This window comes from Robertmurraya siralis (assembly GCF_005502275.1).
In the GTDB taxonomy this organism is placed as follows: Bacteria; Bacillota; Bacilli; order Bacillales; family Cytobacillaceae; genus Robertmurraya; species Robertmurraya siralis.
Map to the genome: position 1 here is coordinate 52927 of NZ_SWLZ01000018.1, position 21357 is coordinate 74283.

Below are 21357 nucleotides of genomic sequence, written 5' to 3' on the forward strand. Positions count from 1 at the left end.
GATTGCGGTTTGGCTTTAATGGGGAAATAGGGATTAAAGCAAGGCAGCGAAATGAGCCAAGCTTTTTACAAAATCTAAAAAACGCTATGATTTTTTGTAAACAGGCCCTTCATTAGTTAGAAGTAATGAAGGGCTTGCTTAACATCCATAGCGTTTTTTTGAAGCTTGCTCTGTATCTTAATGAAAGTAAAAACTTTAACCTTCGCTTCCAGCATCAGGTGGATTAGGAGGTTCTTTATCGCCGCCATTTCCATCCGGGTCCCCATTGCCTGGAGGGGTTACAGGTGGAGTTGTAGGCGGTTTTTCTGGTTTCTCTGGTTTTTGCGGTTTTTCTCCTTCAACAGGATCTGTAGGGTCCTCTTTATCTTCAGGACCGATTCGAATCTCATCTGAAGGTGCTGACTCTTGCCCAGCAATATCTACGGCGGTCACATAATACATACCATTATCACCTTTATAAGCAAGGGTTTCACCCGCTTTTATTGAAGCAACTTTCTTGCCGTCTTTGTATACACGGTACCCTATCACATCATTCTCAGGGTGTTTGCTCCAAGTGATCGTTGTGCCAGCAACCTTTGCCGCCATCTTCGCTGGAACTTTCCCATTTTCCTGTATTTTATCATCTGGAAGCAATATTTTCGCCCAGCGTTCTTTATTCTTCGGAATAAGCTGTTGTGGGTTTACCCTAATACCAAAGATCTTTTCGATATAGTCAGGGTTAAGAATAACGCCCATTTCCGCAAATTCATCTGGTGTGGAGTCTAAAGCTAAATATTTTTTGTCACCAATTTGAACATATTTGCCTTCGATTAAACTATCATCAACCTTACTTGGAACAAATTTTGCATTGAACAAATCTGTTTCCACTAAACCAGCCCTTGCACAAGCATCAGAAGGGAGCAAGCCAGAAATAGCACAGAAGGAACGTCGTACAATTCCACCTGGCATTTTAATCGTTTCTGCTGGATCGACTAATTCAGGGGCAACATCGTATGCAGCATTCATTAGCTTAGCCCATAAATAAATATTCCGATTTGAATAAGACATCCCTTTATATGTTACCTGTAATGGCTTAGGTGTATCGTAGCCCATCCATGTTCCAAAGGAAACATTCGGATTAATTCCAACAAACCAAGCATCTTTATAATCTTGACTCGTTCCGGTTTTTCCAGCCCAATCAGCACTGAATTTTAGGCGACTGTTCAACGAACCAGCAGTTCCTGAACGAATAACATCGCGCATCATATCATACGTTAAATAAGCCGTTTGCGGACTAAATACTTCTACTGGTTGTGCTTCATGCTGATAAATGCTATTCCCATCTTTATCGACGATTTTTTCAATCATATAAGCATCAACAAATTGACCGTTGTTGGCAAAAGTACCATAGGCATTCACATTTTCTTCCACAGTGACTCCGTTTGTTAAGCCTCCGATTGCAGTGGAACGGTTTGAGTAATCTTCTTCTGTAAGGGAAGTGAAGCCCATTTTCGTTAAGTATTCCGCAGGACGCTTACCTAAAATATCGATGTATGCTTTTACAGCAGGGACATTATATGATCTTGCTAATGCGTAGCGGGCAGTTACAAGTCCGCTATATCCTCCCCCATAGTTGCTAGGCCATGGATTGTTGGAAGCAGGATTTAATTTTAATGGCAGGTCAGGTAAAATCGTACCCGGTGCCAAGCTCCCCAGTTCCATTGCTGGTGCATACACGAGCAGTGGTTTCATCGTTGAACCATTGGAACGTTTGGCACTGGTTGCATGGTTTAATTGTTGTTGAGAGAAATCCCTGCCGCCGACAAAGCTAATAATTTTTCCTGTTTTGTTTTCGATCAGCATAGCTCCAACTTCAACAGGTTTATTTACGGTAACCTTTTCGCCCGTTTCCGGGTCTGTTTCAACAACTTGAATATCATTGCCGTAATATTCAAATTCATCTTTTACCTTTTGCATTGCGTCGTAAATGTCTTTATTTATTGTTGAATGAATTTCATAGCCGTTTTGACGCAGGTCACGGTCGGCCAGTGTCAAATATTCCTTTTTTAATTCTTCATCCTTTTGCAAATCCTCTTCTGTATATCCATCTTTTTCAGCAAGAATCACTGATAGTACATCAACAGCTCTTTTTTCAAGCTCGAATGTTAAATATGGATATTCCTCTTGAGGATTTGTTGAATGGGAGATGAAATCTTGTGTAATATCATAGTTTAAGGCTTTTTCATATTCCTCTTGTGTAATTGAACCGTTGTCAAACATTCTTTGTAAAACAGTTTTCATTCGTGTCAATCCAGGCTCTAGATTGCTTTTGATTTCCCCTTTATTTGTAAAAGGTGTATAACCAAACGGACTTTGAGGAAGCCCGGCGATAAAGGCGGCTTGCGGCAAGGTAAGCTCCTTGGCAGTTACGCCAAATATTCCTTTAGCAGCTGCCTGAACTCCCCCGATGTTTCTGCCTGAGGAATTTCTCCCGAAAGTAGAAACATTTAAGTAAGCTTCCAAAATTTCATCTTTGTCAAAGAACTTTTCAAGTCGAAGGGCAAGAAGGATTTCCTTCGCTTTACGTTCAAACGAAATTTCATTGGTAAGAATTTGATTTTTAATTAACTGCTGTGTTAACGTACTACCACCAGTCTGCACAGAAGAGTTTGTCACTTCCTGAAATACAGCGCGCATGAGCGCTTTCGGGACGACACCGTGATGCTCATAAAAATACTCGTCCTCTGTCGCGACAATCGCTTTGATTAGAAATTCCGACACATCTTCTAATTGTACTTCTTCCCGTTCAAGGTCAGTCCGAAGCTTTCCTAAATAAACGTTATCAGCAAAGTATAAATTGGAGGTCTCCTCATAGTTGTATATATCCTTTTTCATACTATCGTAGGAGCGGAGCGGTTCATTTTTGACCAATGAGGCAAAATATCCAGCACCAACTCCTCCGGCAAACGCACCGCCAAGGATAATTAAAACGAGAAATACAAGGACCAAGTTCCATACTACCTGATAGGTAATGCTTGCCCCTTTTTTTGTTTTTTTATTTGTAAAAAAATCTTGGCAAGACTTCAGAATTTGTTTGAAATTAAATTTTTCTTTCAATCTTATCATTCCCCCTAAAATCACATACATTATAGCATAAAGAGCAAAACAAGTATTGCCGATAAAGATAATTTTCATATATTACTTAAATTCTATTTGACAAACGCATCCTTTTTATGATAAAAATTCTTTATCTCATATATGAAATAAGCTATGATGGGTTTGAATTTTTTAAAGTCTTTGTTAGATGTCGGTGTTGATTTTTGGCTATCAACAAATTTGTTTAACAAAGTCTTATCAAAAGTAGTGCTCCTATCTCTGGATCAGAAAGCTGACGGTTGCTGCGAGTCAGTACATGTAGAGAGCATGAATTACCTCCCTGAGCTTTTGCTGTGAACCGTCAAGTATTAGCAGTAAACGGAAATTCCGTTATCTTAATTAAGTGGAGAAGCCTTTATTTTGGTGTTCTCAAGTTGGGTGGTACCGCGTATTAACGTCCCTTCGATCGAATCGAAGGGACTTTTTTATTGGACTTTTATCTTGCCTATTATGATTTTATGATACGAAGGCTCTGGATGAATAGACGCTAGCATGATTTAGCAGCATATGCACTTACAAATCAAAATTGGAGGAAAAGAAGATGGAATTATTACAGGATTTACAGTGGCGTGGCATCATTTATCAGCAAACAGATGAAGAAGGGTTAAAGGAACTGTTAAATAAAGAAAAAATTTCTTTGTACTGCGGTATGGATCCAACAGGCGACAGCATGCATATTGGTCATTTGCTTCCGTTTTTAACATTAAGACGATTTCAAAATGCTGGTCATCGGCCAATTGTTCTTGTCGGTGGGGCTACTGGATTAATAGGCGATCCAAAGGCAACAGAGGAAAGAGTGCTGCAAACCGTTGAAACGGTACAAAAAAATGTTGCAGCATTAACGGAACAATTAAAAATGATCTTTGATTTTGAAGGTGAAAATGGAGCTGTCATGGTCAACAATTACGATTGGACAGCACCGATGAATATTATTACATTTTTAAGAGATTACGGAAAGCATATTGGCATCAATTACATGCTTGCCAAGGATACAATTGCCACTCGTTTGGAAACTGGAATTTCTTTCACAGAATTTACGTATACGATTCTTCAAGGCATGGATTTTAAACATTTGTATGAAAATCATAATTGTAAGCTGCAAATTGGTGGCAGTGATCAATGGGGCAATATCACAACAGGCTTAGAGTTGATTCGCAAAATGACTGATGAGAATTCAAAAGCATTCGGATTAACGATTCCACTAGTGACAAAAGCGGATGGTACAAAATTCGGAAAAACGGAGGGTGGTGCCGTTTGGTTAGATCCGAAGAGGACATCTCCTTATGAATTCTACCAATTTTGGATTAATACAGCTGATGCCGATGTCGTCAAATACTTAAAGTACTTCACATTCCTGTCTAAAGAAGAGATTGAATCATTGGAACAATCGGTTCAGGAGGAAGCACATTTACGCAGAGCACAAAAGGCGCTTGCCGAGGAAATGACCCGTTTAATTCATGGGGAAGAAGCGCTGAAACAAGCAATTAAAATTACCGAATCGTTGTTTAGCGGAGACATTAAGAGCCTAACAGCTGCTGAAATAAAGCAGGGCTTCAAAGATGTTCCTTCTTACAAATTAGAAACAAAAGAAGACGTTGGAATCGTTGACTTATTGGTGAATGCTAAAATTTCTCCATCGAAACGTCAAGCTCGTGAGGATGTTGCAAACGGAGCTATTTATGTAAACGGAGAAAGAATTGTTGAATTGGATTATGTTCTTTCAGATAAGGATCGGATCGAGGGGCAATTCACCGTCATTCGCCGTGGAAAGAAGAAGTATTTCTTAATTGAGGTATAACACCGTGGTAACGAGCGCTTCAGAGTGCAGTAAAAAGGTATCGAGAGCATTATCTCGGTATCTTTTTTTATAGGGGAAGGATTTCATTCTCTTGTGCCAAGCAGCAATATGGCTCATGCTACTTCATTCGAGATAAAAGATGGTTCAAACTGTGAGAAAAGCAGAAACTCGGGGTGGGCTAAAAATTTAGCGTTAATCCACTCCAAAGTAAAAATACCTATTTAAGATTTCTATTTTTAATGCGAAGATAGAGATAGAATGAGATTCGTGAAAAGGAATTTTCAAAATAATTTCGTAAAAATTGAAACTTTTTTCCAAATAAGCCGTACTAAAGGTATAGCAATTTGATTAAGGATTTCATTGAAAGGGGGCTATTTGTAGATAATGGTAACTTATTTTTAGAAAGAGGGTGATACATATGGAACTGTTCGGAACGTCCATTCAGTCTGTTTACTTAATAACATTAATCATAGCCGGCGCCTTAACATTGCTATATATTTTATTTAGTGACTTACTTGAAGGACTTACTGAGCTTATCCCGTTCATTAATCCAGCTCTTATTCTCGCCTTTATTACGTTTTTCTCCGCTAGTGGTTATTTATTTGAATTGCTGACTTCATTAAATAGCATTATAGTCATTATCATTTCGATCCTTATAGCTTTATTATTAGATACATTGCTTAATATTTTTGTTCTTATTCCCTTATCCTCCGCTGAAGAATCGTTGGTGTATTCTACAAATTCCTTGAGAGGGAGAATTGGGAAAGTGATTATACCAATTCCTGAAGATGGGTTTGGTGAAGTAATGTTGAAAAATGCAAGTGGAACGGTTGCGAAATCTGCCGTTAGCTTTAAAGGCGAAAGTATTGAAGAAGGACAGCATGTTCTCGTTATTGAAGTCAAAAACGGAGTGCTTCATGTGGTGCCCCATGAAACACAAGAGGATTTCTCATTTTAAAAGCATAGGAGGAAGTTAAATGTTACCGATCTTAGTCGTTATTGGAATTGTCGCTTTTTTATTAATTGCATTAATTGCAGTATTTGTAACAAAGTATCGTACTGCAGGACCAGATGAAGCATTAATCGTAACCGGAAGCTATTTAGGCAGTAAAAATGTCCATGTGGATGAATCCGGCAATAAAATCAAGATTATTCGCGGTGGTGGAGCTTTCATTCTCCCAGTTTTTCAACAAGCAGAACCGTTAAGTCTATTGTCTAGTAAACTGGAAGTGACAACACCTGAAGTTTATACGGAGCAAGGTGTTCCTGTTATGGCGGATGGTACAGCAATTATTAAAATTGGCGGTTCAATAGAAGAAATTGCAACAGCAGCGGAACAATTTTTAGGGAAACCGAAGGAAGATCGCGAAAATGAGGCAAGAGAAGTTCTTGAAGGTCATCTTCGTTCCATTTTAGGTTCAATGACAGTGGAAGAAATTTATAAAAATCGAGACAAGTTCTCACAAGAAGTGCAAAGGGTTGCTTCGCAGGATTTAGCGAAAATGGGACTTGTGATCGTTTCCTTTACAATCAAGGATGTTAGAGATAAAAATGGCTATTTAGAATCATTAGGGAAGCCGAGAATTGCTCAGGTCAAAAGAGATGCAGACATTGCGACAGCGGAAGCGGAAAAAGAAACGAGAATTAAACGGGCAGAAGCTGATAAGGACGCGAAAAAAGCTGAATTTGAAAGAGCGACAGAAATTGCCGAAGCAGAAAAAGAAAATCAAATGAAAATGGCTGATTATCGCCGTGAACAGGATATTGCCAAAGCTCGTGCCGACCAAGCGTATGATTTAGAAACAGCGCGGTCGAAGCAAGAAGTTACTGAGCAGGAAATGCAAATCCGCATTATTGAGCGTCAAAAGCAAATTGAGCTTGAAGAGAAGGAAATATTGCGTCGTGAACGCCAATATGACTCAGAAGTGAAAAAGAAAGCTGATGCGGATCGTTATGCAGTTGAGCAAGCAGCTGCTGCGGATAAGGCGAAGCAATTAGCGGAAGCAGATGCGAATCAGTACCGGATTGAATCATTGGCAAAAGCGGAAGCGGAAAAGATTCGTTTGGATGGTTTGGCAAAGGCCGAAGCCGAAAGAGCACAAGGGGAATCGGAAGCAGATGTCATCCGTCTAAAAGGTCTTGCCGAAGCCGAGGCGAAACGCAAAATTGCCGAGGCATTCGAACAGTATGGTCAGGCTGCGGTTATCGATATGATTGTCCGTATGCTCCCTGAATATGCAAAACAAGTGGCAGGTCCATTGGGCAATATTGATAAGATAACGGTGGTGGACACTGGTGGAAATGGAGAAAATGGTGGTGCGAACAAGGTAACGGGCTATGCGACAAGTTTAATGTCATCCCTTCAAGAAACGCTCAAGGCCTCTTCAGGTATTGATGTTAAAAATTTGCTTGAGAATTTTTCTGGCAAGGGCAATATCCGTGAAAGCATTGAGCAGTTAACAGATGAGTTAGGAAAAGCTGATAAGAATAACGAAACTGAATAAGAAATAAGAAACCTGTCGAAAATTGCGACAGGTTTCTTTGTGAAAAGGCCCCTGAAAATATGTACTTTTCAGAACTTTTTAGTAGAATGATATTAAAGGATTAAAGTGAAAATGGCAAACGAGTAATTTAAATTATCTGTAATGAGGGATAAAAAATGAATAGTTTGAACACATATCTAATAGGAGACACATTAAGGTCATTTCGTGAATACAAAAGATTATCGATTGAAGAACTTTCAGAAGGTGTGTGTACAGAAGAGGAACTAAGTTCATTTGAAAAACAAGTCTCATACCCAGATCTCGAAACTTTGAATTCACTATTGAGAAAATTAAATGTAGATTTAGCCTATTTTTTTAATGTTGCCTCAAAATCCTCTATCAATTATTCAAATGCGGTTATTCGATTGATTAATCGATATAAAAGGGATTGGGATTATGAAAGAATCCAAGAGATTTTAGATAAAGAATTATGCAACCCGATATTTCAAACCGATCACTTAAGACAATTTCTCATTTGGCATCAAGGGATTTGTAAGTTTTACTTAGAGAAAAATTTGGACGAGGCTTTGGAACTATTGTATGAAGCCATTGATATTACGAATAAAAAAAGAGAAGATTATAATGAAAGAGAAATTGAAATATTAACAAGCATTGCCATTTTGCATAAGGAATCTAATAAATTTGAGGAAGCGATATCAATATTCAAAAAGGCTTTAGATTATTTTGAAAGTCTTCCAGATATTCTTGATCCTAGAGGAAAGATAAGAGTTTATTTTGGATTAGCGCAGGCCTTAACAGAAGTATGTCAATATGAGGAATCTTTAATTTATTGCAAAACAGGCATTGAGTATTGTATTACTCATGAGCTTATATATTTATTATCAAGTTTATATTATCAGACAGGTGAAAATCTAATTAAATTGTTTCGTAAGGAGGAAGGACTAGAGTACTTAGATAGAGCAATATATATCCTTCAAGTGCAGGAAAATAAAAAATTTATAAAAATTATTGAAAATGAAAAAGACAAATTACTACATCAGTGGTAATATATAGTAGAATAAGGAAAATAGGAGGTAGGATATTTTGAAAAAAATAATGTTGAAAAGTGTGTTGGCTGTTTCGTTATTAGGTCTAGTTTTCTCATTTTCTAATTCAAGCGCTTCCGCAGGAATACCTTCTGAACACAAACATAGTGCAACGTATGAACTTGCAGGAATTCCTTCAGAACATTCAGTAATTAAACCACTAATGGGGATTCCTTCAGAACATTAATAAAGGGAAAAGCGAGGTATGAATTAAGTTCATCCTCGCTTTTTTGTTTGCATTTTTATCTCCTCTATGCAGGGTTTCAATAGAAGTTTGGAACTTCTTTACGATAATAATCAAGTTAATGATTTGTTAAGCAACCCTTAATTGAGACAAATATTTTATGTTTTTCTTTCTCTCAATTTGAAAGCAAACATCACAGTCTTTTTTAAACCAGCAAGTTTCACCACTAAATGATCTATATTCTTTTATTTATCGTTCCACTCAAATCAAAATGTGGGTGGGCGACATTGTTACTGTTTAAGCTAAGTATGATCTAGTGACGAGTGAGTTCGCTCCAACAGGTTCACTCTCTTGATTTTCTGATTCTGTGGTTGGGTCAATTTCCGGATCGGCCATAAACAGTCCTACTAGCATTAAAATAAAACCAGAGGCAATCAGAGTGAAAAATCTTTTTGTTACAAAGGTTTTTTTTAGCAGTGATACAACAAGATAGATTAATGATCCGATGAATAAAACAGTTCCTGAAATAAATATAAGCAAATCCATTTTTGTTCCCCCTTCATTAACCGTAGCTCCGCTTCGTTGTCCAAGCATGTGTTTAATGATATTCATCCTACGAATAATAATAACAAATTATTTCTAAGTCAGCTTACTTTGTCGATCACAATGTGGATTGAGTATTTTAACGATGGCCGTGCGTTGAATTAAATACTGAATAGGCACATAAGAATTGATTCCATATAATAAAGCCCTTCTGATTGGAGGGGCTTTTTGTTTGTCTTTATTTAGTTTGATGTTTCATTGTAGTTATCTTAAAAGTCGCTTCAACGCCTATGAAGACGACAAAGAATATAAAAACCCAGCTGATTAGATCTGTCCAAATATTGGATATATTAATAACACCAAAGTTATTTAATCCCGATTGAATCACAAACGAAATTAATGCAGTGATAAACACAGATAAGACCCAGTTTGTTTTCTTCAAGAACCATACCTCCTTTACATCGCCCATGCACTTGGAAGAGCCCTATTAATTATTTGTTACCAATTTAAAAAGTTTAGAAACACCCCATAGTACTAAACCTACGCTAGCAAACAATGCAAGAAACAAGCAACCAAAGAAATAAAATCCGCCCATATTTATCACCTCGTCATTATGTCTTCATTTTATCATTTCAAGAATAAAAGAGAAAGGGTCCAAAAAACGTACCAAGTTTATCAATGGCGAGTTAATTGGAGCAGATGCTATAGGGATACTTTATGTTGCTGTAGATCGCGGTTATATCACTGGTAAGTGAGTAAAATGCTAAAGCCCTTACTCTTATTGAGCAGGGGCTTTACATTCATCGAATTCTTTTATTTTTCGCATATTCCTCTAATCCTGCTCTAAGATATAATCGAGTTTTTCGTCCCTCGCCAAATTCTACAAAAGGCATTATTTTTCCAGTAGCGACAGATTGGTTAAATCCAGTTACGGATTGACCAGTAATTTTGCGAGCTGTATCTTGCATGACTAAATTTTCTTCGATCCATTGTTTGATTTCTTGGTTATTCAATTCCTTTCATCCTCCGATGTAATTATATGGTGATAAGTGAAATGTCACATATTATTCAAATATTTGTTCGTGTTTCAAGTATTAAAAAACCGCCTCGTAATGAGACGGTAAGAAAGTTATTTTAAATCGAGTTTAACTTCCGTTTCTTCGTATTTGTCGTTTTCGTAGTTACCATCAGGATCTGAATAATCGCTACTCCAAGTTAACTTAATCCATTCGATTGACTCTGCTTCTCCACGATCTAAATAGAAGATTATATCCCCTTCTTTAATTACACCTTCATGTATTTCTCCACCAAGATGATCAGAATAAATCATATCCGCATCTACTTGTTCGCCAGTGCTAGTCACCAAGGTAGCTTGGTCTGGATAAGTATTATAAACTTTATCAGTAGTTGTGTTTTCAACCACCATTTTCACTCCAACAGCACTTGTAGTAATTTCGTTCCCGTCATCATCTAACCCTGGTGCTTCGTCAGAAACAACAACTTTTTGTATGTTAAATTTTAAACCTTCCCACGTACCTTCCCAAGTAGCATCTTCGTAGTAAGTCCAAATATCTTCTTCTTTTGCTTGTTCTTCTTGACTATTGTCGTCTGAATTCTCTGTCTTAGCTTTAGTTTTCTCATCTTCAGATTGTTGGATGTTATCAACGTCGTTTCCGCAGGCAGCTAAAAATCCGATTAACAATAATACTAAGAAGCTTGCAATTACTTTTTTCATTTGTTTCCCCCCAGTAAAATAATACTAATTTATCATAATTTACATATTAACATAATTTTAAATAGTTTCGTTCAATTTTTGTCTATTTTTTCTCAATTATGAAAGAAATTCCCATGTGATATTAGGTCGTTTTATGAGTTGTAATTAAATTGAGCGCCTGTCCACTTAGTAAAAGTAGTCCCCCAAAAGTCCCCCCAAATAAGTGAGGGAGATTATAAGCAGAAAATAAATAAAAACCCCAGAATCATTGAAATATTCAAGGATTCTAGGGTTTTTACGATTGCTTTTCGGAAAGCAGTTAAATTAACGAGAATAGTACTCGACGATTAGAGATTCGTTCACTTCAGCTGGAAGTTCAGAACGCTCTGGAAGACGAGTATATGTGCCTTCTAGTTTATCAGCATCAAAAGTTAAGAAGTCAGGTACGAAGTTGTTTACTTCGATTGCTTCTTTAATGATGTCTAGGTTACGTGATTTTTCGCGAACGCCGATTGTTTGACCAGCAACTACGCGGTAAGATGGGATATCTACACGCTTCCCATCAACTAGAATATGACCATGGTTTACAAGCTGACGAGCTTGACGACGAGTACGGGCTAAACCTAAACGGTAAACGACGTTATCTAAACGAGACTCAAGTAGAGCCATGAAGTTTTCACCGTGTACACCAGCCATTTTACCAGCTTTGTCGAATAGGTTACGGAACTGACGCTCGTTCACACCATACATATGACGAAGCTTTTGCTTCTCTTGTAATTGTAAACCGTATTCTGATAATTTTTTACGTTGGTTTGGACCATGTTGTCCAGGAGCGTATGGACGCTTTTCTAATTCTTTACCTGTACCGCTTAATGAAATACCAAGACGGCGAGATAATTTCCAGCTTGGACCTGTATAACGAGCCATGAAAGACTCCTCCTTATGTTTTTATTTGGGTAAAATAAAAACAGACGTGACAGCAACAATTATGCTCATTTTGTTTTCAAGTACCTTCGCCCTCGCAGCAGAGGGTTACGCAGTACCCCATCATTGAAATACGTTTAGGAGCCGATGGCCCCCGAAGCTAGACTTCAGATTGAGGAACAAAATGAAAACATAAAAGGTGTTCACATAGGCTGCGATATTTTACACAAAGAATATTATATCTATAATTGGGAAGGGAAGTCAAGGAAATAATAAAAAAAGAATAAGAACATTAATAATCCATAAGACTTATATGATATAATAGGAATTGTTGTCTTAAATAGAAGTACGAGTGTCTATGACAAATGTACAAGCACGATCTTGATTTTTGCCTTTTGTTAGGATACTTTTAGGTGGATGAAATAGGAGTTTAGACTCAGTTTGCTTTGTTTTTGCTGTGACAAATATCAATTCTTGATACTAAATTGACAAAAAAATGACAAAAATCCACTGCGCATTATTATATAATAAAAGTATAGCGATCGTTTAAGAAAACGGATGATAATAGGTGATGATAGAATGAAAGTGCTTGAAAAAGAGATAATAATGAACCTAAAAAGTCGCTTCTTCGATTTAATACAAGAGGACAAAGGTATTCTTTCCTATGAAGAAATACTAAGAGAGATGCTGTTTGTCATCCAAAATTTTATTCAATCTAAAGAATTAACTTTTTTCAACCTTCATGACTGCAATAAAGAAATGTATGTTGTCGCCTCAACAAGTGAAGAGGCAGAAGCTGTGGAGTTTTCTCCCCATTTTAACAGTGAAGAATTTTATGAATATGTTTTGGATAAATCTATCATTCGCCAACCGATTCCTTTTTCAAATTTTGAGAAGTATGATCTGCTTTTACCGATGAGAAGAGGAAATGAACAGCTTGGTTACATTGCTATAAAAGATGTATCGAAAGAGATTCCTTTTTCTGATCCGATTTTGGAGAAAATCGGGGAGGAGTGCTCTAAATTCCTTCTTAAGGCAAAAGGAATTTGTGAAGTGATCTTTGAAGAAAAACGATATAAACAATTGTTTAGGGTAACGGAAAAATTTCATTCGTCAATGGACATGGATGCGGTGCTAGGGGAAATTATTTTTACTCTGCAGGAGGTCTATCCTAGCTTTACGTACTATTTAATGTTGTCCCATGATAATAATAATCATGCCAACTTGCCTATTAAGGATTTAGAATATGATAGTGAAAACATTTCTGCCATGCAGGCATATGTTACAGGTGCAATTCAATTGGAGGATTCCGTTCAGGAACAAAAATCAATTCTTTATGCACCTTTAAAGGGTAAGCAAGGAGTGTATGGTGTTCTTCAAGTGATTGCCCCAAATACGAGGGCCTTTCCTAATAATGAGGTGGAGTTTATTACACTGCTTGCTAATACTGCAGGTTCTGCTCTCGAAAATGCTCAGTTATATCAGCAATCGAGAAAGCTAATTGCTGATTTGCAGTTGATTAATGAAACAACCCGCAGATTAAACTCTGATTTGCGCCTTACTGAGACGATTAATTTTATGACTGGGCAGATTTTGACATCCTTTGAAGCGGAAGAAGTAGGCTTTGTTCTTGTTTCTGAGAATTTTGAGCAGATAAAAGTTCTCAAAGGAAGCACTGATTTCTTTTTTTCTAAAGATGCTGAACAGTATCTTCAATATATCGCAAAGAAAATAAAGAATGAAAAAGATTCGCTCTTTTTAGGTGACTTAATTTTAGAGAATGTATCGAGTGTTTATCGTTCAGTAATGGCTGTTCCAATGGTACAAACAGATGTAATTATGGGCTTTGCGTTAGTTTTGCACCGGTTGCCGTACCATTTTTCTTTTGAAACATTTAAATTAATGCAATCCTTGATTCATCATTCTACACTAGCATTTTCCAATTCCATGCTGCGAGAGGAGTTGGAAAAAATGGTTATTACCGATCATCTTACAAAGCTTCATTCCCGCAACTTTTTAAATGAGAACATTCATCGTTCAATGTCCGAGGATGCCTTTGGAACTTTTATTTTGATCGATATTGATAATTTTAAACAGATTAATGACACATATGGTCATCAAGTTGGGGATGAAGTGCTCATTCAAGTGGCGTCAATCATCCATGACAATATTAGAGACACTGATATCGGGGCAAGATGGGGTGGAGAAGAGCTGGCGATCTATTTGCCAAGAATCCCACTTCATGTAGCCGTAACGATTGCAGAAAGATTGGTGGCTAAAGTAAACGAGTTAACAGCTCCTCGTATTACAATATCTTGTGGAGTTTCCTACTGGACAAAGGAAAGCGATGATAATTTCACAAAATTATTTAAAAGAGCTGACCAAGCTTTGTATTTGGCTAAGGAAACAGGAAAAAATAAAGTAGTGGTGCAGGAAGATGAGGAATTAATTAGCTAATATATTCGTATTATTCACATAAGGCTATTCTTTAATGAATAGTCTTTTTATCTATGTTCTTGTTCCGCTTACTTCAATCATAGAGGTTAGAAAATGAAGAAATACAAATTAAAGAATAAATTTAAAGGGTACAAGAAAGGAACCCGGTTTTACGTAATTGTGGAATCGGAATTCATTGGAGTGAAAGAGTATGTATTGCGAACAGAAGACCTTTTGGAGAGATTAAGTATTTCAGAGAGCGAGCTAGAGAAACACTTTCTCTTTTTAGGCTATAAATAATTTTTTGCATTCAAGTCTCAGTCTGAAGCTATGCTCCATATCAGTCTCAAGTCTCTAGCAGCTTCTTAAAAGTTTAGATAGGTTGGAGAGTGTGGGATGTTTATCTGCTTTGCAAAAAATAACGAAAAGAAGGTGAGATGAAATTGGATTATATTTTTATTTCAGGATTTGTTTTAGCATTCCTCTTTTTCGTGATCGCTTTGTTTCAGGTCCTGCTTTCACTTGGTTATCCATTGGGAGAATATGCGATGGGAGGATATTATAAGGTTTTGCCTCATAAATTACGGATTGTAAGTGTGTTCAATGCTCTAATCCTTTTGTTCATGAGCATCGTGATTCTTGAGCATGTAGAAGTCCTCACTGTTTTCCATTTATCCTTTACAAACACAATTGTCTGGGTCTTCACGCTCTTTTTAGGACTCAATACAATCGCTAATTTGCTCTCAACCAGCCGGAAAGAGAAATATACGATGACGCCGTTATCGAGTATTGCCTTTGTATTATCTCTTGTCATTGCAATATCGTGACAACTGCCGATGAGAAAGGATAGACAGAGTCTTTTATCTCGAATCTATCCTTCATCAGCTTTCATGGAATTTAGATATAACGTACAAGCTCTTCAACGAAAGCTTCCAAATTTTCTTGGTCGACTTCATCAAAGCGATTCTTTTCTGGAGAATCGATGTCTAAGACCCCGATTACTTGCCCGTCTTTAATCAGTGGGATAACGATTTCAGATTGCGAAGCTGCATCACAAGCAATATGTCCTGGAAATTGATGAACATCCTCAACACGGAGCGTTTTCTTTTGGCTTGCACTTGTGCCGCAAACCCCTTTTCCAAATGGGATTCTTACACACGCGGGCAAACCTTGAAAAGGTCCTAAAACAAGTTCCTGATCCTCTGTTAAATAAAATCCAACCCAATTAATTCTATCTAGAAATTGATTCAAAAGTGCTGAAGCATTGCTTAAATTGGCAATTTGATTTGATTCTCCTTCTAATAAAGCACTAAGCTGCTTCTTAAGGAGATTGTATTGATCTTGGCGATTGCCATCATATGATTGGACTTTAAACATGATTTTCCCCCTAATTACTGAAAAATGATTTATTCATTATGCCACATATTATGATAAAAAACGAATAATAATGACTGAGAAATTGCCTTTATTGTATCAAAACGGGTAGAAAAATAGGAGACTTTGTCTATTTTTTTATAGAGGAAAATGATAGAAAGAAAAGAAGTCTATACAAGAGGGAAATAGATGTGCGTAAATTGGTGGATAAGGCGGTGGTATAAATGGTCCAAAATACGAAAAATGACATTCTTGAAGCAGCGATCCTTCTTTTTAACACAAAAGGATTTACCGGGACTTCGATAAGAGATATTGCAGGCAAGGCAAGAGTGAATGTTTCCAATATTTCATACTATTTTCAAAGCAAGGAGGGGCTTTTAGAGCATTGCTTGACCACTTATTTTGAACAGTATTTGCAGCTGATTGAAGAGGGATATTATGAGGGGATGAAAGAAGGGGCATTAAGCCAGCTCCAGCATATAACTGAGAAAATTCTTCATTTTCACTGTCAGCATATTCATTTGACAAGACTCGTACTTAGAGAAATATCGATTGATTCACAGATGGTGAGAGAGGTAATGGAAACCTATATTTTGAAGGAGAGGTATTACTTGAAACTTGTATTCGAAGAGGGAATTCGCTCAAAAGAGTTTCAATCCTTTTCGGTCAATTATATGCTGATTCAATATAAAAGCCTTATTACAATGCCGTTTTTAAATAGTTACTATTTGACGGAAGTTCTGCAAGTTCTTCCAAATGAAAGATATTTTGTCAAAAGATACTTAAAGGATCTCAACGGATGGTTTCAAGGTGTCATTTGCCGGCGACCAAGTCCTAATTTATCTGCGGCCAATAACTAATTTATTGTCTCGGCGCTGTCAGCCGAGCTTTAGGAGGCTGCTTTGACAAGAGAATGTTTGGAGCTAAATAAGAAAGAAAACATTAACTTTTACAAGCATTCACTCAAAGCTTGCAGAGTATGAAGCCAAGAAAAAAACTCCCGACAGCACTTAATGATTCGTTAGCGGTCAGAAGAGCTTCCTGGGAGATTTTGTTTGGCTTGCAACGAGTTTAACGTGAGCAAGAAGGCAGGATAAAGATGATTAAGCCATTAAAGTGAGTAAAAGCTAATAGCCCCTATTACCATGAAAAATATAAGAATACCTGAAATGCCCAGTAGAATCCTTTGCCATTTTTTCTTCAAATTATCACCTGCATTTAAGTTTAATCTCTCCAAAACGGCTCTGATTTTTGCTCCTTCAGCACTTGTAATCGTATATAGTACCATCAAGTTGGAATTCGCAAACATTTGTAATCTTCCTCATCCTCTGGTGGAGAGAATAACTTTCCGGTGAATCAAAAGGAGGATGTCATGTTTGCGCACTGTCCTTCAGATTGAAATTAGAACAAGAGCAAATAAAAGAATTGAAACGAAAACAAAAAAATCCCTTTTTTACAATGATATAATCATGTAATGCTTTAAGTTATTCTTCAATCAAGCTGCATTAGGCGAAGCCGTTAATTAATTTATCATAGCCTTGCTTAAGCTCTTTTACCTGATGGGCGTCTGACCCGTATATTAAAGGGATTCCACGTTTAAGAGCCTCCTTGGCAACCCATTCAGGTGGATAGGTTTCACGACACAATGGTTTTGCTGTCCCTGCTCCATTATAATCGAGTTCATAGCCTTTTTCTTTGACAGCATCAAGAATATCGAGCAATTCTTGTTTTGGCTCGTCCGTATATGGAAATTTTCGTTGAAATTTTTTCACTAATGTCATATGGCCAATACGCCTTGGTTTATACGGTCCAAGGTCGGCCTCAATAGACTGCCGCAAAGTTCGATAATAATTTTGATAGACCGCATGGAGAGACCCGTATTTTTCAACTATGTCTGCGAAAGCATCAGGACTGTAATCTAAACAATCATAGCTGGGGCCGTATTTTAAGAAGTGAACCGAAAGGATGGCATCATCAAGCTTGTGACCATAAAGGTTGAGAAAAGCGGCAGTTTCCTTTTCAAATCCTTCGATATAATCTACTTCTAAACCACAATTGATGCGGATTGAACTTTTATAAGCGAGCTTCAAGGTATTGACGCTTTGAATATACTCTTCTATTTCTTCCAGCTTCATCGCACTGTCTTGAGTTGGTGTAGGATCGGCAAACCCATCGGGAAGAGGAGCATGCTCCGTAAAAGAAATTTCCGTAAAACCTAATTGAATCGCTTTTTCGATATAATCCTGCAGAGCATCCTTTGTTCCGTGAGGACAAAAAGGAGTGTGGATATGCCCGTTTTTTACCATTTTTATTAAGCCTCCTCAAACCTATTTACCAATTTAATAGTCGAAATAAGGTGTTATTCATCTCAAGTAATGAATTTTTCTCGGTTTTAATACAAAAATTTTGAAATTAATAGTCAAAAAATGTCGTTTACATGGTATCATAAAAACATTGAAATGCACACCAGACTTAGCTAAAGAAATAATAAATTAAGTTTGAGATTTTTAACATAAACACTCCCGTTTTAGGGACTATTGTGAAAACAGATTTTTTCGGGCCCAGTTATTGAGCTGGACAGGAGGCTTAAGATGGAATATATTATCGGCGCACTAGTTTTGATTCTTATTTTATATATAACAGGTTATTTTATAAAAAAGAGATTTTATAAAGAAATCGATCGCTTGGAAGCTTGGAAAATTGATATTATGAATCGCCCCGTATTGGAGGAAATGTCGAAAGTAAAGAAGCTGAACATGACGGGTCAAACAGAAGAGTTCTTTGAAAAATGGAGAAAAGAATGGGATGAGATTGTTACGTCTGGCCTGCCTGATGTAGAAGATTATCTGTTTGATGCCGAGGATTACATAGACAAGTATCGTTTTAACAAGGCAAAAAAGTTCATGATTGCGATTGAAAATGACTTAAAAGAAACAGAAAATAATATTCAAGTATTAATTGATGAAATTACAGAATTGGTTGGAAGCGAAGAAAAAAGCAGACTGGAAATGGAAGAGCTAAAAGAAACGTATCGCTTAAGTAAAAAAACGCTCTTAGCTCATAATCTAAACTATGGGATTGCGGAAAAGAATTTAGAAACTCAGCTTGATGACCTTCAATTAAATTTTCAAGAGTTCGATGAGCTTACGGATAGTGGGAATTATTTGCAAGCCCATGAAATTGTCCAATCTATTAAAATAAAGCTTGAAGCTGTGACCATTAAGTTAGAGAAAATCCCCAATTTGCTCGTAGAGTGTCAGTCAAAGGTTCCTGCTCAACTTGAGGAGTTAAAAGACGGATTTCGTGAAATGATGGAGCAAGGCTATATTTTAGAGCATGTTCAATTAGATAAAGAGGTTGAAAAAATCGAGAAGGAACTTACTGCCTTTAAACAGTTTCTTGAAAAAACAGAAACAGAAGAGGTTGAGAAGGGGCTAGATGATATTAAAGAACGAATCGAATTTCTGTATGATTTACTCGAAGCGGAAGTCGCTGCCAAGCAATTCATTAAGGAGACAGAAGTAAAAACGAAGGAATTGCTGCAAACGACCATCGATGCAAGTGATGAACTACGAAATGAAATCGAGCTCATTAAACACAGCTACCATCTTCCAGAAAACAAACTTGAGGAACATGGACAGATGGAGAAATTGCTGCATCAATTGCAGAAACGATATGAATTAATGGAGCATAAAATCCTCAAGGATGAAACGGCCTTTTCGCTTTTAAAAGAGGAATTATCGGCTATAAACAGTGAGTTGGAAACTGTCAATGCTGAATATGTAACATTTAAAGAAAATCTGCAAATGTTGAGAAAAGATGAACTTTCAGCGAGGGAAAAGGTTCAAGAGTTATCACGGAAAATGGCTGAGTCAATTAAGCTTGTTTCGCAAAATAATATTCCTGGTTTACCGGACGATTATTTAGCGCTTTTTGAAGATGCTAAAGAAAGCATCAATGACGTGAAAGAGAAGCTCGAAGAAAAGCCATTGGACATCCCTACCGTCCTTAAGGTTCTCGATGCTGCTGTAATCAATGTTGAAAAAACATATGATATGACAAATGAAATTGTGGAAACAGTGATGCTAGTGGAGAAAGTGATTCAGTATGGAAATCGATATAGAAGCAGATATCCTTCTGTTGATCAAGGATTAAAAGACGCTGAAAGATCATTCCGTGGTTATAACTATCAAGCAGCATTGGAACAGGCAGCTACAGCGATTGAAGAAATCGAACCAGGTGCTTTGAAAAAAATTGAAGCTTTGATTGAGGAACATGCTTATTGATTTTAAAAAGCTGATTTAAAAGGTCGTGTAAAACCTTTTAAGTCAGCTTTTTTATCGTTCCTATTTTGCGGTTTAATCACGTTTATTTTCAAATGAATCCATCTATGTTAACATTTACTGTTAGCGAAATAGTTCAATATCATAATGCAGATGTAAAGTCGTTAAAAATTTATAAATAATTTGATTAGGCAACGCTTGATTTAAAATTGGTACCTATTTAGGGGGAAAGTGATGATATATTTCGATAATAGTGCGACAACAAAACCGTATAAAGAAGTCATCGATTCGTTTATGAAAGTAACGACTGAATATTTCGGGAATCCATCTTCGTTACATCGGATGGGCGGTGAAGCAGAAAAGCTCTTAAATATAGCTAGAAAGCAAGTTGCCGAGTTACTTGAGGTAAGACCATCAGAATTAATCTTTACATCCGGTGGAACCGAAAGCAATAATTTAGCAGTAAAAGGTGCAGCATTAATGCATCGAAATCGGGGCAAACATATTGTAACGACAGTGATTGAACATGCTTCGATAAAAGAGACCTTTCACCAGTTGGAGGAGCTCGGATTTCATGTAACCTACCTGCCAGTTGACAGAGAGGGCAGGGTTCAGGTGAAGGATGTTGAACAGGCTCTTTCAGGGGATACGATTCTGGTATCTGTCATGCATGTCAATAATGAAGTGGGTACGATTCAACCGATAGAAAAGATTGGCAATCTGTTAAAAAACTATCCGAAAATTTTATTCCATGTGGACAATATTCAAGGAATTGGAAAGGTTCCATTGAATTTACAAACAAGCTCGATTGATCTTTGTTCCTTTTCAGCTCATAAATTTCATGGCTTAAAAGGAACGGGATTTCTATATGTCCGTGATGGCGTGAAAATTTCGCCGTTATTAACTGGAGGCGATCAGGAGCGGAAACATCGAAGTGGGACAGAAAATGTCGCTGGAATCGTTGCCTTAGCAAAAGCGCTAAGGCTGACGTTAGAAAATGAAAAGAAGCTGCTGACTCGTCTTCAGCAAGTTAAGGAAACGATTGTTCATGGGATTTCAGAGCTGGAAGAGGTTATTATTCATACCCCAGCACAAGGGTCTGCACCACATATCATTAATTTTTCTATAAAAGGCTTTAAAGCTGAAGTGTTTGTCCATGCTTTAGGGGAGAAAGATATCTTTGTATCGACGACCAGTGCTTGTTCTTCAAAAAAACAGTCTGCCAGCAGTACATTAATGGCAATGGGGGTAAATGAACAGATTGCAAAGAGTGCAATCCGCATCAGTTTATCCTATGACAATACAACGGAAGAGGCATTATTTGTGGTTAAGGCGATAAAAGAAATGGTAAATCAATTGAAAGAGGTTATGAACTAA

20 protein-coding genes and 1 other annotated feature are annotated in these 21357 nt (G+C 37.2%); of the genes, 11 read left to right on the top strand and 9 right to left on the bottom strand.

The window, feature by feature from the left end; translation table 11 throughout:
• Window positions 1-195: 195 nt before the first annotated feature.
• Window positions 196-3105, bottom strand: coding sequence for a transglycosylase domain-containing protein (locus FCJ93_RS17705; protein ID WP_095312806.1), 2910 nt, complete (start codon window positions 3103-3105; stop codon window positions 196-198).
• A 216-nt stretch (window positions 3106-3321) separates the two neighbouring features.
• Window positions 3322-3540, top strand: a binding site (T-box leader).
• Window positions 3541-3676: 136 nt separating this feature from the next.
• On the opposite strand from FCJ93_RS17705, the gene tyrS reads away from it, so the two are divergent.
• From tyrS to FCJ93_RS17730, 5 genes are all read left to right on the top strand, one after another.
• Window positions 3677-4933: a tyrosine--tRNA ligase gene (gene tyrS / locus FCJ93_RS17710; protein ID WP_095312769.1), complete on the top strand. Its 1257-nt coding sequence runs from the start codon at window positions 3677-3679 to the stop codon at window positions 4931-4933.
• Window positions 4934-5351: 418 nt separating this feature from the next.
• Complete coding sequence (locus FCJ93_RS17715) at window positions 5352-5891, top strand: NfeD family protein (protein ID WP_137744300.1); 540 nt, start codon at window positions 5352-5354, stop codon at window positions 5889-5891.
• 19 nt (window positions 5892-5910) lie between these two features.
• A complete protein-coding gene (locus FCJ93_RS17720) occupies window positions 5911-7437 on the top strand; it encodes a flotillin family protein (RefSeq protein WP_095312773.1) in 1527 nt (508 codons plus the stop codon).
• A gap of 155 nt (window positions 7438-7592) precedes the next feature.
• Window positions 7593-8483, top strand: coding sequence for a helix-turn-helix domain-containing protein (locus FCJ93_RS17725; RefSeq protein WP_137744301.1), 891 nt, complete (start codon window positions 7593-7595; stop codon window positions 8481-8483).
• Window positions 8484-8520: 37 nt separating this feature from the next.
• The gene (locus FCJ93_RS17730; protein ID WP_137744302.1) at window positions 8521-8709 is read left to right on the top strand and encodes a hypothetical protein; all 189 of its coding nucleotides are present in this window, start codon (window positions 8521-8523) and stop codon (window positions 8707-8709) included.
• 294 nt (window positions 8710-9003) lie between these two features.
• On the opposite strand, the gene FCJ93_RS17735 is transcribed toward FCJ93_RS17730, so the two are convergent.
• The 5 genes from FCJ93_RS17735 to rpsD form a co-directional block, all read right to left on the bottom strand.
• Complete coding sequence (locus tag FCJ93_RS17735; RefSeq protein WP_137744303.1) at window positions 9004-9252, bottom strand: hypothetical protein; 249 nt, start codon at window positions 9250-9252, stop codon at window positions 9004-9006.
• 235 nt (window positions 9253-9487) lie between these two features.
• Entirely contained in the window at window positions 9488-9691 is a 204-nt protein-coding gene (locus FCJ93_RS17740; RefSeq protein WP_137744304.1) for a hypothetical protein, read from the bottom strand.
• A 358-nt stretch (window positions 9692-10049) separates the two neighbouring features.
• A complete protein-coding gene (locus FCJ93_RS17745; protein WP_137744305.1) occupies window positions 10050-10262 on the bottom strand; it encodes a hypothetical protein in 213 nt (70 codons plus the stop codon).
• A gap of 116 nt (window positions 10263-10378) precedes the next feature.
• Complete coding sequence (locus FCJ93_RS17750; RefSeq protein WP_137744306.1) at window positions 10379-10984, bottom strand: hypothetical protein; 606 nt, start codon at window positions 10982-10984, stop codon at window positions 10379-10381.
• A 303-nt stretch (window positions 10985-11287) separates the two neighbouring features.
• The gene (rpsD, locus tag FCJ93_RS17755; RefSeq protein ID WP_095314731.1) at window positions 11288-11890 is read right to left on the bottom strand and encodes a 30S ribosomal protein S4; all 603 of its coding nucleotides are present in this window, start codon (window positions 11888-11890) and stop codon (window positions 11288-11290) included.
• 576 nt (window positions 11891-12466) lie between these two features.
• Here rpsD and FCJ93_RS17760 point away from each other — a divergent pair.
• The 3 genes from FCJ93_RS17760 (at window position 12467) to FCJ93_RS17770 (ending at window position 15150) form a co-directional block, all read left to right on the top strand.
• Window positions 12467-14344, top strand: a complete 1878-nt coding sequence (locus FCJ93_RS17760; RefSeq protein WP_095314730.1) for a sensor domain-containing diguanylate cyclase — start codon at window positions 12467-12469, stop codon at window positions 14342-14344.
• A 93-nt stretch (window positions 14345-14437) separates the two neighbouring features.
• The gene (locus tag FCJ93_RS17765) at window positions 14438-14623 is read left to right on the top strand and encodes a hypothetical protein (RefSeq protein ID WP_095314729.1); all 186 of its coding nucleotides are present in this window, start codon (window positions 14438-14440) and stop codon (window positions 14621-14623) included.
• Between the two features lie 137 nt (window positions 14624-14760).
• A complete protein-coding gene (locus FCJ93_RS17770; protein WP_235879534.1) occupies window positions 14761-15150 on the top strand; it encodes a hypothetical protein in 390 nt (129 codons plus the stop codon).
• A 70-nt stretch (window positions 15151-15220) separates the two neighbouring features.
• Here the strand turns inward: FCJ93_RS17770 and FCJ93_RS17775 are convergent, their stop codons facing one another.
• Complete coding sequence (locus FCJ93_RS17775; protein WP_095314727.1) at window positions 15221-15700, bottom strand: GAF domain-containing protein; 480 nt, start codon at window positions 15698-15700, stop codon at window positions 15221-15223.
• Window positions 15701-15921: 221 nt separating this feature from the next.
• Here FCJ93_RS17775 and refZ point away from each other — a divergent pair, with 221 nt between their 5' ends.
• Window positions 15922-16557 carry a forespore capture DNA-binding protein RefZ gene (gene refZ / locus FCJ93_RS17780; RefSeq protein ID WP_137744307.1) on the top strand — a complete coding sequence of 212 codons (636 nt, stop codon included), beginning with the start codon at window positions 15922-15924 and terminating at the stop codon, window positions 16555-16557.
• Between the two features lie 251 nt (window positions 16558-16808).
• Here the strand turns inward: refZ and FCJ93_RS17785 are convergent, their stop codons facing one another.
• Both FCJ93_RS17785 and hisJ read right to left on the bottom strand, forming a co-directional pair.
• Window positions 16809-17006, bottom strand: coding sequence for a hypothetical protein (locus FCJ93_RS17785; protein ID WP_095314725.1), 198 nt, complete (start codon window positions 17004-17006; stop codon window positions 16809-16811).
• Window positions 17007-17202: 196 nt separating this feature from the next.
• Entirely contained in the window at window positions 17203-18003 is an 801-nt protein-coding gene (gene hisJ, locus FCJ93_RS17790) for a histidinol-phosphatase HisJ (protein WP_095314724.1), read from the bottom strand.
• Between the two features lie 285 nt (window positions 18004-18288).
• Between hisJ and ezrA the strand changes: the two genes are divergently transcribed.
• On the top strand, window positions 18289-19983 hold the full coding sequence (ezrA, locus tag FCJ93_RS17795) for a septation ring formation regulator EzrA (RefSeq protein ID WP_137744308.1): 1695 nt from the start codon (window positions 18289-18291) through the stop codon (window positions 19981-19983).
• Window positions 19984-20214: 231 nt separating this feature from the next.
• The gene (locus FCJ93_RS17800) at window positions 20215-21357 is read left to right on the top strand and encodes a cysteine desulfurase family protein (RefSeq protein WP_137744309.1); all 1143 of its coding nucleotides are present in this window, start codon (window positions 20215-20217) and stop codon (window positions 21355-21357) included.

Bases quoted from the DNA above. Each gene is read 5' to 3' on its own strand.
- refZ (WP_137744307.1), top strand. From the start codon at position 15,922: ATGGTCCAAAATACGAAAAATGACATTCTTGAAGCAGCGATCCTTCTT.
- FCJ93_RS17770 (WP_235879534.1), top strand. From the start codon at position 14,761: ATGAAATTGGATTATATTTTTATTTCAGGATTTGTTTTAGCATTCCTC.
- FCJ93_RS17775 (WP_095314727.1), bottom strand. From the start codon at position 15,700: ATGTTTAAAGTCCAATCATATGATGGCAATCGCCAAGATCAATACAAT.
- FCJ93_RS17705 (WP_095312806.1), bottom strand. From the start codon at position 3,105: ATGATAAGATTGAAAGAAAAATTTAATTTCAAACAAATTCTGAAGTCT.
- FCJ93_RS17720 (WP_095312773.1), top strand. From the start codon at position 5,911: ATGTTACCGATCTTAGTCGTTATTGGAATTGTCGCTTTTTTATTAATT.
- FCJ93_RS17750 (WP_137744306.1), bottom strand. From the start codon at position 10,984: ATGAAAAAAGTAATTGCAAGCTTCTTAGTATTATTGTTAATCGGATTT.
- FCJ93_RS17735 (WP_137744303.1), bottom strand. From the start codon at position 9,252: ATGGATTTGCTTATATTTATTTCAGGAACTGTTTTATTCATCGGATCA.
- FCJ93_RS17765 (WP_095314729.1), top strand. From the start codon at position 14,438: ATGAAGAAATACAAATTAAAGAATAAATTTAAAGGGTACAAGAAAGGA.
- rpsD (WP_095314731.1), bottom strand. From the start codon at position 11,890: ATGGCTCGTTATACAGGTCCAAGCTGGAAATTATCTCGCCGTCTTGGT.
- ezrA (WP_137744308.1), top strand. From the start codon at position 18,289: ATGGAATATATTATCGGCGCACTAGTTTTGATTCTTATTTTATATATA.
- tyrS (WP_095312769.1), top strand. From the start codon at position 3,677: ATGGAATTATTACAGGATTTACAGTGGCGTGGCATCATTTATCAGCAA.
- FCJ93_RS17800 (WP_137744309.1), top strand. From the start codon at position 20,215: ATGATATATTTCGATAATAGTGCGACAACAAAACCGTATAAAGAAGTC.
- FCJ93_RS17760 (WP_095314730.1), top strand. From the start codon at position 12,467: ATGAAAGTGCTTGAAAAAGAGATAATAATGAACCTAAAAAGTCGCTTC.
- FCJ93_RS17785 (WP_095314725.1), bottom strand. From the start codon at position 17,006: ATGTTTGCGAATTCCAACTTGATGGTACTATATACGATTACAAGTGCT.
- FCJ93_RS17715 (WP_137744300.1), top strand. From the start codon at position 5,352: ATGGAACTGTTCGGAACGTCCATTCAGTCTGTTTACTTAATAACATTA.
- FCJ93_RS17725 (WP_137744301.1), top strand. From the start codon at position 7,593: ATGAATAGTTTGAACACATATCTAATAGGAGACACATTAAGGTCATTT.
- hisJ (WP_095314724.1), bottom strand. From the start codon at position 18,003: ATGGTAAAAAACGGGCATATCCACACTCCTTTTTGTCCTCACGGAACA.